This is a genomic window from Bradyrhizobium sp. USDA3010 (assembly GCF_056429065.1).
The window spans coordinates 29,327-42,661 of record NZ_JBWJZD010000010.1; the positions used below are offsets into that span (position 1 = coordinate 29,327).

At 65.2% G+C, this 13,335-nt stretch carries 11 protein-coding genes; 5 read left to right on the plus strand and 6 right to left on the minus strand.

What is annotated here, in order from left to right; genetic code table 11:
- Positions 1 to 120: 120 nt before the first annotated feature.
- Positions 121 to 1,341 (plus strand): bifunctional alpha/beta hydrolase/OsmC family protein, encoded by a 1,221-nt coding sequence (locus tag AC066Y_RS17495; protein ID WP_478274951.1) that lies wholly within the window; start codon positions 121 to 123, stop codon positions 1,339 to 1,341.
- A 209-nt stretch (positions 1,342 to 1,550) separates the two neighbouring features.
- On the opposite strand, the gene pdxR is transcribed toward AC066Y_RS17495, so the two are convergent.
- Positions 1,551 to 3,008: a MocR-like pyridoxine biosynthesis transcription factor PdxR gene (gene pdxR / locus AC066Y_RS17500; protein WP_478274952.1), complete on the minus strand. Its 1,458-nt coding sequence runs from the start codon at positions 3,006 to 3,008 to the stop codon at positions 1,551 to 1,553.
- 81 nt (positions 3,009 to 3,089) lie between these two features.
- Here pdxR and AC066Y_RS17505 point away from each other — a divergent pair, with 81 nt between their 5' ends.
- From AC066Y_RS17505 to acuR, 4 genes are all read left to right on the plus strand, one after another.
- Positions 3,090 to 3,998: a DMT family transporter gene (locus AC066Y_RS17505; protein WP_478274953.1), complete on the plus strand. Its 909-nt coding sequence runs from the start codon at positions 3,090 to 3,092 to the stop codon at positions 3,996 to 3,998.
- Between the two features lie 425 nt (positions 3,999 to 4,423).
- Positions 4,424 to 4,942, plus strand: coding sequence for a hypothetical protein (locus AC066Y_RS17510; protein ID WP_478274954.1), 519 nt, complete (start codon positions 4,424 to 4,426; stop codon positions 4,940 to 4,942).
- An 85-nt stretch (positions 4,943 to 5,027) separates the two neighbouring features.
- Entirely contained in the window at positions 5,028 to 6,653 is a 1,626-nt protein-coding gene (locus AC066Y_RS17515; RefSeq protein ID WP_478274955.1) for an alpha/beta hydrolase domain-containing protein, read from the plus strand.
- Between the two features lie 127 nt (positions 6,654 to 6,780).
- Positions 6,781 to 7,413 (plus strand): acrylate utilization transcriptional regulator AcuR, encoded by a 633-nt coding sequence (gene acuR, locus AC066Y_RS17520; protein WP_478274956.1) that lies wholly within the window; start codon positions 6,781 to 6,783, stop codon positions 7,411 to 7,413.
- Positions 7,414 to 7,584: 171 nt separating this feature from the next.
- On the opposite strand, the gene AC066Y_RS17525 is transcribed toward acuR, so the two are convergent.
- The 5 genes from AC066Y_RS17525 to paaE form a co-directional block, all read right to left on the minus strand.
- Entirely contained in the window at positions 7,585 to 8,640 is a 1,056-nt protein-coding gene (locus AC066Y_RS17525) for a YeeE/YedE family protein (RefSeq protein ID WP_478274957.1), read from the minus strand.
- A 239-nt stretch (positions 8,641 to 8,879) separates the two neighbouring features.
- A complete protein-coding gene (iaaH, locus tag AC066Y_RS17530; protein WP_478274958.1) occupies positions 8,880 to 10,310 on the minus strand; it encodes an indoleacetamide hydrolase in 1,431 nt (476 codons plus the stop codon).
- Between the two features lie 36 nt (positions 10,311 to 10,346).
- The gene (gene paaK, locus AC066Y_RS17535) at positions 10,347 to 11,678 is read right to left on the minus strand and encodes a phenylacetate--CoA ligase PaaK (protein WP_478274959.1); all 1,332 of its coding nucleotides are present in this window, start codon (positions 11,676 to 11,678) and stop codon (positions 10,347 to 10,349) included.
- A gap of 19 nt (positions 11,679 to 11,697) precedes the next feature.
- Positions 11,698 to 12,168, minus strand: coding sequence for a hydroxyphenylacetyl-CoA thioesterase PaaI (paaI, locus tag AC066Y_RS17540; RefSeq protein WP_478274960.1), 471 nt, complete (start codon positions 12,166 to 12,168; stop codon positions 11,698 to 11,700).
- Positions 12,169 to 12,257: 89 nt separating this feature from the next.
- On the minus strand, positions 12,258 to 13,334 hold the full coding sequence (gene paaE, locus AC066Y_RS17545; protein WP_478274961.1) for a 1,2-phenylacetyl-CoA epoxidase subunit PaaE: 1,077 nt from the start codon (positions 13,332 to 13,334) through the stop codon (positions 12,258 to 12,260).
- Between the last annotated feature and the right edge of the window lies 1 nt (position 13,335).

Below are 13,335 nucleotides of genomic sequence, written 5' to 3' on the forward strand. Positions count from 1 at the left end.
AAGCGCCGGGTGAGGGGTCGCGGTCCCTAGATGGAGCGTAACCCCTCACCCGAATTTCTCGCTATGCTCGAAATTCGACCTCTCCCTATGGGAGAGGTTTAGAACCATCCGGAGCAAAAGATGCCGCATGAACGCTTTCAATTCACCGGTGTGGGCGGCCATCAGCTTGCCGCCGCGCTTGATACGCCGGACGGCCCGATCAAGGCCTATGCGCTATTCGCGCACTGCTTCACCTGCGGCAAGGACGTGCTGGCGGCCAAGCGCATCGCGGTCGCGCTCGCCGCCAAAGGCATCGCCACGCTGCGGTTCGACTTCACCGGCCTCGGCTCCAGCGAGGGCGATTTCGCCAATTCGACGTTCTCGTCGAACGTCGCCGATCTCGTCCGCGCCGCCGACCATCTGCGCGAGACCCGCAAGGCACCCGCGATCCTGATCGGCCACAGCCTGGGCGGCGCCGCGATCCTCGCGGCCGCTGGCCGGATTCCCGAGGCGAAGGCGGTCGTCACCATCGCCGCGCCGTCCGATCCCGTCCATGTCACGCACTTCTTCAGGGACAGGATCGAGGACATCCGCGCACAGGGTGAAGGCGAAGTGTCGCTCGCCGGCCGCCCGTTCCGTATCAAGCGCGAATTCCTCGACGACGTCGCCGAGCAGAACCTGATGGCGCAGGTAAAGCAGCTGCACAAGGCGCTGCTGGTCATGCACTCGCCGACCGACGACACTGTCGGCATCGACAACGCCACCAATATCTTCATTGCGGCCAAGCACCCGAAGAGCTTCGTCTCGCTTGCCGGCGCGGATCACCTCCTGAGCGGCAAGCAGGATGCCGCCTATGTCGCCGACGTGATCGGCGCCTGGGCCGAGCGCTACGTCGACCTCGCGCCGCGGCCTGTGACCGACACCGGCAGCGCGCCGCGCAACGTCGTGGTGCAGGAGACTCGAAACGGCAAGTTCCAGCAGATCGTCACCACCGGTCCGCACCGGTTGATCGCCGACGAACCAGTCAGCGTTGGCGGCGACGACGCCGGCCCCGGACCTTACGATTTCCTGCTCACCGGTCTCGGCGCCTGCACCTCGATGACGATGCGGATGTATGCCGACCGCAAGTCGCTGCCGGTCGATCGCATCACCGTAACGCTCCAGCACAACAAGATTTATGCGAAGGATTGCGAGGAGTGCGAGACGCGCGACGGCATGCTGGACCAGATCGACCGCGTGATCAGGATCGAGGGCGACCTCGACGCCGATCAGCGCAAGCGGCTGATGGAGATCGCCGACAAGTGCCCGGTGCACAAGACGCTGACGTCGGAGGTCCGGATCGTCACCAAGGCGGCGGATTGAGCTCTCGACGCAGCGAGACGGGTCGAGCCGTGGCGGCATGGCGGCTGCATCCCCCTCCCGCTTGCGGGCCGTCGCAGGGGCGCGCTGAAAAATATCGAAAACAACCCCATGCAAAGGTGCCGGCGGCCGCCGGCGTTCGACAAGGCACTTGACACGTCGGGCAACTCAGGGATATTCTTCTATTATTCCGAAATCGCGCCAACGCCCTTCTACCTACGCGCCGGGCGCTTGCCGGTCAGGCAGTTCGCCATGATGCGGACGGCGGCGCCGATCTCGTTCTCGCGCCAGGCCGCGAAGCCGAGCAGCAGGCCGTGGTCGTGCGGCCGCTCCAGTGCGAGGCTCGACAGCGCGCGCACCGCGACGCCGGCTGCGACCAGCCGCGTCACGGCGCTCTGGTCCGCGGCGCCATCCCTGAAGCGCGCGATCAGCTGCATGCCGCCCGGCGGGACTTCGGCCGCGAGCACCGGCTCGAGCTGCCGTGCCAGCGCCGCTGCGAGGTGGTCGCGGCGCGCGCGATAGATCCGCCGCATCCGCCGGACATGCGCCAGGAAATGCCCGTCCGCCGTGAAGCCGGCCAGCGCCTCCTGGACGTGCACGGAGGCGATCAGCCCGAGATGGCGCTGCGCGATCTCCATCGTTCGAGCCAATGACGGCGGCACCACCAGATAGCCGATGCGGATATCGGCGGTCATCGCCTTGGCGAAGGTGCCGAGATAAAGCACGCGTCCCTCGCGATCGAGCCCCTGGAGGGCCGGCATCGGGCGGCTGTCATAGTGAAACTCGCCGTCGTAATCGTCCTCGACGATCCAGGTCTTGCCGGGCTCGGCCGCCGCCAACAACTCGGTGCGACGCGCAACCGGCATCACCCGTCCGGTCGGATGCTGATGCGACGGCGTGGTGAAGATCAGCTTCGGAGCGCGCGCCTCGCGCGTCCGCATCATGCCCCATTGATCGAGCCTGACGCCGACGACGGCCGCTCCGGCCGCGCGAAACGCCGCCGCCGCGCCGGGATAGCCGGGATCCTCGGTCCATACCGAGTCGCCGGCCACGACGGTGGTCGCGGCGATCAGCGTCAGCGCCGCCTGCGCCGTCGGCAGGATCAGGATCTGATCGGCCTCGGCGCGCACGCCGCGGCTGATTTCGAGGTAGTCGCGCAAGGCTTCGCGCAGGCTCGGCCGGTTGATCACGGTCTGGTCGTTGAAGCGGCGGCGCAGCGCGCTGCGGCGCAGGCAGCGTGCCCAGATCTCGTGCGGAAATTCGCGCGCATCCGCTAGTCCGGGACGCAGCGGCCGGAAATCGGCCTGGTAGGACAGCGGCCAATCCGTGTCGGAGAGCTGCAAGGCCCAGGGCGACAGCTGCGGCTTGCGGGCGGCATCGCGCCGTGGCGCCGGCACCGCCCTGGCGAAGCGCGCCTCGATATCGTCCGTGGCCACCGGCCGCCGCCGCGCGGCGACGCGCAGATACCCCTCGGCCGCGAGCTGCTCGTAGGCATGCGTCACCGTGTTGCGCGACACGTCGAGCTCGGCCGCAAGCGTGCGGCTCGACGGCAGCACGGCCCCGCTCCTGATCCGGCCGCTCGCCATCAGCCCACGCAGCTGCTGCGTCAGCTGCGCGGTCAGCCCGGCATCATCGGTACGCTTCAGCGCGAGCAATTCGGCGAGGATCAATCTGGCTCCTTTGATCTGTCAAATCTGGCTCTTTCGAGAGAGCCAGCGCGATCCTATTCACAAGCGGTATCGCCTGCAAGGATGCCGCCCGTGAACTCATCGCTCTCCCCTGCCAAAGCCGCCGCCTTGTTCATCGTCGTGGTGCTGGCCTGGGGCATCAACTGGTCGGTGACGAAATCGCTGGTCGAGGCGGTGCCGCCGCTGTGGACCGCGTCGATCCGCAGCTGGGTCGCCCTGGTCGCCCTGCTGGTGATCCTGCGCGCCAGCGGCAATTTGATCATTCCGCGGATCGCCGATGTCCCGGTCGTGCTCAGCGTCGCGCTCTTGCACATGACGTTCTTCTCGACCCTGGTCGCCGCCGGCCTGCGCTATCTGCCGGCCAGCAAGGGCGTCGTGCTCGGCTACACCACGCCGCTGTGGGTCGCGCTGGCCGCGGGCGCGGCGCGCACCGAACGGCTCGGCGCGCTGAAGCTCGTCGGCGTCGCGTTGGGACTCGCCGGACTCTGCGTGATCCTCAACCCGGCATCGCTCGACTGGAGCAATCTGCATGTCATCGCCGGCGCCGGCATGATCATCATCGCCGCGATTTGCTGGGCCGCGAACATCATCTATATCCGCTCACACCGCTGGATCGCGACGCCGCTGCAGCTGTTGCTGTGGCAGGTGCTGGTTGCGACGGTGGTGCTGACCACGACGGCGCTGGTCACCGAGGGCGTGCCCACGGTGACATGGTCGCCGCACCTCGTGCTGCTGTTCCTCTACTCCGGCTTCATCGGCACGGCGCTGGCCTATTGGGCGATGTCGATGGTCAACAAGAGCCTGCCGGCGCTGACGACTTCGCTCGGCACCACCGCGACGCCGATCGTCGGCATCGTGACCGCAGCGCTGCTGCTCGGCGAGCCGATCGATCTATCGCTGGCGATTGCCGCGGCGCTGATCGTCGGCGGGATTGCGCTGAGCTCGCTTGCGGACGCGCCGTCGCGCGCCTAGGGCATGATGAAGTTACGCTGAAGTGGTTGACCGCGCATTCGGTCCACCGCTCCCCGACGGCGAGAGGTCGATTGCGCAGCAAATCGGGTGAGGAGCCCTACCGCGAGCTGTTAAACTGCAAGGGTACGCCCACCAATTGATTATGTCCCTTCCTGGCCCGGTAGCTGACCTCCGCGTCGGGCACCGCAATGACCGGCTTAGCGGGCAGAAGCCTTATCCGACAAAGCGCTGTCAAAAAAGATTGATGGGCGAAATCGCCTGCAGCCAAGCCGAATTCTAGACGATCGGTCTAATTTATGGCACCTGGGAAAAGCGCGGTGAAATCAGCTTTGGTTGGGGCTCGGTCGCTACGGAGCGGTGACCTTCAACAAACAACGTCCGCCCACACTTCACGGTTGGTGGATTTCCAGCATGAGAGGTCACGCATGTTTCGCAATATCGCGCTTGGAATGACGATCGCTCTCGCCGTGCCTCTAACCGTGCCGGTGGCCATTGCGCAGCAAAAGCACCACATCAGCTATGATACGCCGGCAACTCAGACGATATACACCCAACAACACGTCATCGACGTTGGCGACATTCCGGGACATCAAGCTCGGCTCTTCGAAATTCGGCGGACCTATGGTGACGATGCCCCCCTCATCAACGGATCGAGGTTGAAGGAGCAGTGGACACGCGGCATGTCGGACTACATCGACAACAATGGTCCGGCTCTCATCTACAACGTTTGGATACTGGAGAACGGGGAGCAGTTTTTTGTCAGGACATCTCTGGTCGCTCAAAGCAGTGGAGATGGGAAGCTTACGAACATGACATCGGGCGTCATTACCGGTGGCACGGGTAGCCTCGCCAGAATGCGTGGCATCATCAGCAGTCATGGCCCGTCCGAGCCGAAGGCAGGCATCAATGCCAATCAGACGGACATCGACTATTGGATGGAGTGAGAAGGCTTTCGCGATAGGCAATGGACCGGTGAAAAAGTTGCCGGTCCATCATGTCCGTTCTGATGCGGCCTGTCGTGATCAAAAAATGCTCGAAACCAGCCGCTATCTCCGGAGAATTCGCATGCCGCACCGTCGAAACGGGCGAATTGTGTTGTTCTTGTATTGCTTGTTCAGCCTGATCTCGACGGCGCGGCCAGTGAGCGCAGAAGTTACCCGGATCGAGTTCACGTCGAAGCAGCCTTACGGCACATTTCGCGCCGGCGACTATGTGATCTGGCAGGGCAAGATCCGCGGCGACCTATCGCCGCAAGAGGCCATCCCTGGGATCGACAAGGCGCCGCGCAATGAACGCGGGCGCGTCGACTACGCGGCGAAGATCATTCTCATGATGCCGGCGGCTCCGCGCGGGGAAAACGGCGCGTTGCTGGTGGACGTACCCAACCGCGGGCAAGTCTGGGCCGAGGCGATCTACAACTCGCCACGCGACGTGCGGTTTCTCCCGGGAACGCTGGAGCAGGGCACCGGCTTTCTTCAGGACCATGGTTTCGCGGTTGCGGAGGTTTTTTGGGAGCTTGGACAGGGTGCGGACCTGCCTTCGTTCACTGACGCCGATGGCAAGACGCGCTTCGTCGAGGGAGTGGGCTTTGCGATCGTCCGCGATGCCGCGGATTTCTTCGCGCATGCAGCTTCTGACAAGGGTGGAACGCCCAACCCGCTCAAGGGAGCGATCAACCGCGTGCTCGCGAGCGGCAGGTCCCAGGATGGACGATTCCTGAAGACCTTTCTCCTGAATGGCTTCAACATGATGGGCAACCGGCGCGTCTTCGACGGAATGCATGTGTTCGTCTCGGCCGCTGGCCTTCTTCCGATCCTGCAGACGGGCCTTGGACCAATGTCGAGCGCCGAGGGGGCTCCCGCATTCGACAACCCGGATTTTCCCGGCGTGAATGACGGACCGCTCACGATCGGGGAGATCACGGCCAAGGTCGAGGCGCGCGGCGAGGTGCCTCCGAGGATGATACTCGTGAACTCCACCACGGACTACTATTCGCTGCGCGCTTCGCTTGGCCGCACGGGCGCGTCCGGAACCGCGGATCAGCCACTGCCCGCCAATGTGCGGATGTACGACATCGCGGGAGGCCCGCATGTACCCGCCCCCAAGGCACCGGCCTGCACACTGACGCCGGGGCGCCTCGATTGGTCGCCGCTGTCGCGGGCCCTCCTGCTGCACCTTGATGCCTGGGTAAGCCGCGGCACCGAGCCGCCCGCCAGCGAACTGATGTCGCTTGAAGCCGCGGGCGGCGAGCCACCTGCGCTGCGCGCCCCGACTCGGCTTTCCGCTGCAGTGATACAAGTGCCGAAACGCGATCAGGACGGCAATGCGCTCGGCGGCGTGCGGCTGCCGGATGTCGCGGTGCCGACCGGCACCAATGGCGCCCAGAACCAACCGCAGACATTCACCTGCATGCTGATCGGGTCCTTCTCGCCATTCGCAGCGACGAAAGCGGAACGAGAGCGTATCGGTGACGCCCGCCCGTCGATCGAAGAGCGCTATCACGGCCGCGACGATTACGTGAACCGGATCCGGATCGCCGCCCAGGATCTGCTGGCGCGTGGGTTTCTGCTGCCGGAAGACGCGGCAGTGATCGTTCAGGAAGCCGCGTCGACTAACCTGTTCGCGCCCGCACCAACGAATGCCGAGCCACGTTGAGCGAGCCAAGCCGGAGCTAGGCCTGCCACTGAACTAGTGGATGGAGTGAGAGCGGCTCCGTCACTTGCAGAACGCCGCATCACGGGCAGTTTGCTTTCTCCTAGACGATCGGTCTATTACGATCTGCATGAGCAAGACGCTGCCTCGCCGCCGTCGCGGGCGACCTGCTAAGGAACTTGCCGGCACCAGCGCGACCCGTGACGCGCTGGTCCGTGCAGGTGTCGTTATGCTGACGGAGAAGGGCTATTCCGCGACGGGGATCGAGGAAGTCTTGCGGAGCGTCGACGTGCCAAAGGGGTCGTTCTACCACTACTTTCCGAGCAAAGAGGCATTTGGAGCGGAGCTGATCGACAGCTACGCTGGCTACTTTTCGCGGAAGCTCGACACCTTCTTCCTGAACGAGCAGCATCCCCCGCTCGAAAGGCTCAGAGGTTTTGCCGACGATGCTACATCCGCCATGAAGCGCTTCCGTTATGCGCGAGGCTGTTTGGTGGGCAATCTTGGGCAGGAGATGAGCGTACTTCCACAATCATTTCGCCAGCAGCTGTTCGATGTGTTCATCGACTGGCAGCAGCGCACTGCCAAGTGCTTGAGAGCTGCCCAGGCTACCGGTGCAATCTCTTCCAACCAAGATTGCGACTGGCTTGCCGAGTTCTTCTGGATCGGTTGGGAGGGCGCCGTTCTTCGCGCCAAACTCGAACGCCGTTCCGAACCGCTTCATTCCTTCTCAAAGGGCTTTTTCAAGCTCCTCGGTGAATGAGTCGTTTTTCGTGTAGATGGCCGAAGGCACAATCCACCACACTATCTCCGTGCCATCATTTCAACCGGCTTGATCGGCCGCTCGCGCCCGGCCGCGAGAGCCTGCCGATCTAGAACATCCCGTTAAGCTGATTGATCTCATGCTCGTTGCAAACGGCGCTCAAAAAGAGAATCAAGCCGTTGCCAGCGGCTTGACCCGCAAGGCGCCGCGCAGGCCGGCGCCGGTCCCGAGCATGATGCCGGCGATTGCGATGAAGGACGACAGCGACAGCGTCGACAAGCCGGTCAGCCCCTGCCCGACCGAGCAGCCGAATGCCATCACGCCGCCCGCGCCCATCAGCGCGGCGCCGCCTGCCGAGCGCAGCATGTGCTGCGGCGAGCGATAGCCTTCGAGCTGGAAGCGCCCGGTGGCGATCGCCGTGACCAGGCTGCCGGCAAACACGCCGAACACGGTGACGATGCCGAAATTGAGCGTCGAGCCGGTCGACAGCATGACATATTGCAGGGCGTCGGCGATCGGCGCGATGAAGGTGAGCGACGTCACCGGTACCGGATTGAAATCATCGGCGCCGAGATAACCGGTCGCGTACCAGCCGCCCGCCACCAGCAGGCCGACGATCAGGCCGGCCGCGATCTGGCCGGGCGACCTGCGGAACGGCGCATGGGCGAAGGCGAAAATGATCAGGACGGCTGACAGCACGGAGGCCGCCACCATCCGCGCCGGCACCGCGCCGAGGCCGATGCTTGCCAATAGCGCCGGCGCCGAATTGGCTGATACCGTGGCCTGCGAGGCCTGCACCATCGCGATCCGCATGGGCGCGATCAGGCCCTTCAGCGTCATCTCGGCAAAGATGCCGAGCACGATCACGACCACGAAGGAACGGAGATTGCCGCGCCCGAGCAGCACCAGCGCCCGCGAGCCGCAGCCATTCGACAGCACCATGCCGTAGCCGAACAACAGCCCGCCGAGGAACATCACCGGCGCCGAGAACGACGGTTGCAGATAGATCGACTTGCCGAGATCGACGAGGCCGGCGGCCGCCAGAAGCTGCGAGGCCGCGATCGCAATTCCCATCGCCAGCGCGTAGGTGCGCGCCAGCCGGCCGTCGCCGTCCGCCCACCAGCCGCGCAGGCCGCTCATCATGCAGAAGCCGCTGACGAGCCCGACCGAGCCATAGATCAGGCCGATGATCAGGGCGGCGAGGATGACGATCGTGGCGGGGTCCATGACAATCCTTCAATTGCCTTCGTCACTGCGGGCGAAGCGAAAAGCGCGCCGCGAGGCGCGCGGATCGTGGCGGCCAGGCGGCCTCAGGCCATGACTAGTCGACTGGCCGATCAATTCAAGGGGCTTGTTGAGGGAGGCCTAGAGCCCCGTTCCGATCGGATCGGAACGGGGCTCTGGATTCTTGTTTCGACGCGTTTTCTTCACGCGAACCGGTAGCCACTTCGCTTGAAACGCTCTACTCAGAGCTGCGGCGGTGGGGCCGTTCCCAGAAGCGCTTCGATCGACAGACCAAGCCCGAGCAATCCGGCATCGCTGCCGACCGGACCGTCGAGTTCGAGCCCGACCGGCAGGCCATCGGGCGTCATGCCGGCATAGAGCGACAGCCCGGGAAGGCCGGCATTGCTGCCGGGATCGGTGTTGCGGATCATGGTGCCGAAGGTCGGCACCGGCTCGCCGCCATTGACCGACATCTCGCCGGACCCGGTCTTCTCGTCGATGACAGGCGCAGGCGCGATCGTGGTCGGAAACAGGATGGCGTCCAGTTTGTTGTCCCTGAGATACGCCGCATAGATCGCCTGCAACGCCGGCCGCTGCACCTTGATCGCATCATCATAGGCGGCACCGAAGGCGTCCGCCGTGATGGCACCGAAAGCCCCGACCACGTCGGGACTGGCGACGCCGGCCGCGATATCGGACAGCGTGATCCCTTCAATTCCGGAGGCGGCGAGCCAGGCCGGGATATCGGCGATCGGTTCATGCAGCGCGACCACGAACGACACCTTGTCGTTCTGCTCGAACAGGCCGGGCATATCGACATCGACCAGCACCGCGCCATCAGCCGTGAGTCGCGCGCAGGCCGCGCGGGCGACAGTCTCGACATCGCGATCGAGGCCGCTCCAGAAACAGCCGGGAATGCCGAGACGCACGCCGCGCAGCGGAATCGCTGACGCCGGCGGCGTGCCGGTGATGACGGCATCGAGCAGCGCGACATCGGCGACCGTGCGTCCCATCGGGCCAACCGTGTCGCGGGTGTGGCTGATCGGAACCACCTGGTTGTCGTCGTGATAGCGCCGCTCGGCGCCGCCATTGCCGACCGAAGGCCGCAGGCCCACGGTCCCGGTCAGCGCCGCGGGCACGCGGGTCGAGCCGCCGGTGTCCGATCCGAGGCCGCAGGTGGCGATACGCGCGGCGATCGCCGCCGAAGTTCCGCCCGACGAGCCGCCCGGGATCCTGTTGGTGTCGTAGGGATTCCGCACCGGTCCCGCGAACGGCGCAAGATTGGTGCTGGTGATGCCGAAGGCGAGTTCGTGCAGATTGGTCTTGCCGATGACCACAGCACCGGCATCGAGCAGCTTCTGCAGCGACGGCGCATTGCGCGCAGGCCGCGCGTGTTGCAGCGCCGGAGTGCCGCCCGATGTCGGCAGGTCTGACGTGTTGATGTTGTCCTTCACGACGATCGGAAGCCCGGCCAGCACGCCGGTGCGCGTGCCGGCATCGACCTGGCGCGCCGCCGCCAGCGCGCCGTCGCGGTTCAGCACGATGAAGGCGTTGAGGTGCTTGAGCCGCTCCGCGCGATCGAGCGCCGCCTCGACGACGCTGACCGCCGTCACCTTCCCGTCGCGGATATCAGCCACGATTTTCGCAGCGGTTGCTTCGTTGGTATCGGCCATGGAAACCCCGCGCCCTCCAGCATTGCGGGCGAGAGGCTATTCTTTCGGCCGCTTGTCGTAAACACGTTTCGCCTTGCCGAGCGAACGTTCCAACGTCTCGGGCGCGACGACGCGGACGCGGGTCGAGATGCCGATCGTGTTCTTGATGAAGGCGGAGACTTTCTCGGCGTGCGCGGTCAGCCCCTCGCCGTCCCAGCTCTCGGGCCGGGCTTCGGCGAGCACCGTCATCTCGTCCATGCGGCCCTCGCGGGTCAGCTCGATGACGAAATGGCCGCCGCACCAGTCGGTCGCCAGCAGCGCTTCCTCGATCTGGGTCGGGAACACGTTGACGCCGCGCAGGATGATCATGTCGTCGGAGCGGCCGGTCACCTTCTCCATCCGCCGCATGCCGGGCCGCGCCGTGCCGGGCAACAGCCGCGTCAGGTCGCGAGTGCGGTAGCGGATGATCGGGAAGGCTTCCTTGGTCAGCGAGGTGAACACCAGTTCGCCCTTCTCGCCGTCGGGCAGCACCTTGCCGGTCAGCGGATCGATCACTTCAGGATAGAAGTGATCCTCCCAGATGTGCAGGCCGTCCTTGGTCTCCACGCATTCCTGCGCGACACCGGGGCCGATCACCTCCGACAGGCCATAGATGTCGGTGGCGTCCATGTCGAAGGCCTGCTCGATCTCGACGCGCATCGCGTTGGTCCAGGGCTCGGCGCCGAAGATGCCGAACTTCAGCGACGATTTGCGCGGGTCGAGCCCTTGCCGCTTGAACTCGTCGAGGATCGCCAGCATGTAGCTCGGCGTCACCGTGATGATGTCGGGCCGGAAGTCGTTGATGAGCTGCACCTGCCGCTCGGTCATGCCGCCGGAGATCGGGATCACCGTGCAGCCGAGCCGCTCGGCGCCGTAATGCGCGCCGAGGCCGCCGGTGAACAGGCCATAGCCATAGGCATTGTGCATCAGCATGCCGGTGCGGCCGCCGGCGGCGCGGATCGAGCGCGCCATCACGTCCGCCCAGGTATCGATATCGGCCCTGGTGTAGCCGACCACGATCGGCTTGCCGGTCGTGCCGGAGGAAGCATGGACGCGCACCAGCTGCTCGCGCGGCACCGCGAACATGTTGAAGGGATAATTGTCGCGCAGATCGGTCTTCACCGTGAAGGGAAATTTTGCGAGATCGGAAAGCTGCTTGAAATCGGACGGGTGCACGCCCGCCGCGTCGAAGCTCTTCTTGTAGTGCGCGACATTGTCATAGGCGTGCTTGAGCGACCAGGCCAGCCGCCTGGTCTGCAGCGCCATGATCTCGTCGCGCGAGGCGCGTTCGGCCGCATCGAGCTCGGCGTGATAACCGCCGTCCTTGACCTTGAGCTTTGCCGTTGCCATCGACGTTTCCCCTGAAGCCTTATGCCTTGATGTCCGTGTCCGGCAGCCAGCTGCCTTGTATCACGCGCGAATGCCCACGAAATTCGGCGATCACGCCGTCGCCGGCGGTAACGCGCACGTCGTAGATTCCCGAGCGGCCGCTGCGCGAGATCTCGCGCGCGGTCGCCACCAGACGGTCGCCGAGCTTGCCGGGCCGGATGAAGGTGACGTTGCCCTGCGCCGCCACCGCGCGATCGTTGCGGCTGTTGCAGGCAAAGGCGAAGGCTGAATCGGCGAGCGTGAAGATGTAGCCGCCATGGCAGATGCGCTGGCCGTTGACCATGTGCGGCAGCACCGTCATCGCCATCACCGCCTGCCCCGGCTTGATCTCGATGAGCTCCATGCCGAGGCCCTTGCTGGCGTCGTCTTGCTTCCACATCGCATCCGCGCAGGCGCGGGCCAAATCTTCCTGCGTCATGTCCTCGGGCGATAGCGTGGCCTTCACGTTCACATCGAACTCCCTGTGTGCGGGCCCGTTGCAACGGGCTTCTTGGTGTCAGTGTTGGACGCGACACCGGGGGTGTCAACGCGCGAATAGAATTAGACGTGGTCGTAGTCGACCACGACCTTGCCGGAGCACGGCTTGGCCTGGCAGGTGAGGATGAACCCTGCCTTCAGCTCCCATGGCTCGAGCGAATAGTTCAGATCCATCGGCGCCTCGCCTTCGACGAGCTTGGCGCGGCAGGTCGAGCACATGCCGCCCTTGCAGGCGAACGGCAGGTCCATGCCGGCGCGCAGCGCGGCATCGAGGATCGACTCGCCATCGGCCACCGGGACCTCGCGGCGCTTGCCGTCGATGATCAAGCCGACGATCGCCTTCGGCGGCGCACCGGCGGGAACGACGACTTTCGCTCGCGGCTTGCCGCCGAATTCCGACACGAAGCGCTCGACATGGATGCGCTCTGCGGCGATGCCGATTTCGCGGCAGGTCGCCTCGATGGTCTCGCTCATCGCGGCCGGGCCGCAGACGAAGACATGATCGACGGTCGAGGCAGGCACCAGCGAGCGCAGCAGCACCCGCACCTTCTCGCCGTCGAGCCGGCCGTGCAGGATCGGGATGTCCTGCTCCTCGCCCGAGATGACGTGGAACACCGACAGCCGCTGCATGAAGCGGTCCTTCAGCTCCTCCAGCGCCTCGCGGAACAACATGCCCTCGGTCGAGCGGTTGCCGTAGAACAGGAAGAAGCGGCTGTCCGGCTCGCGCGCCAGCACGCCCTTGATGATCGAGAGGATCGGCGTGATGCCGCTGCCGGCGGCGAAGCCGACGTAGGTCCGCGCCTCGCCGGGCGCATGGGCGACGCCGAAACGGCCGGTCGGCGTCATCACGTCGAGCTCGTCGCCGGCCTTCAGCTCGTCGGCGGCCCAGTTCGAGAAGGCGCCGCCATCGACCTTCTTCACCGCGATGCGCAATTCGCCATCGTCGGGGCCGGAGCAGATCGAGTAGGAACGGCGGACTTCCTCGCCGTCCATCGTGGTGCGCAGCGTCAGATACTGGCCCGGCGTGAAGCGGTAGTCGCCCTGCAGCTCGTCGGGGATCGCAAAGGTCATCGAGATGGCGTCCGACGCCTCGCGGCGCAGATCGCTGACGGACAAACGGTGGAATCGTGGTGTCGACATG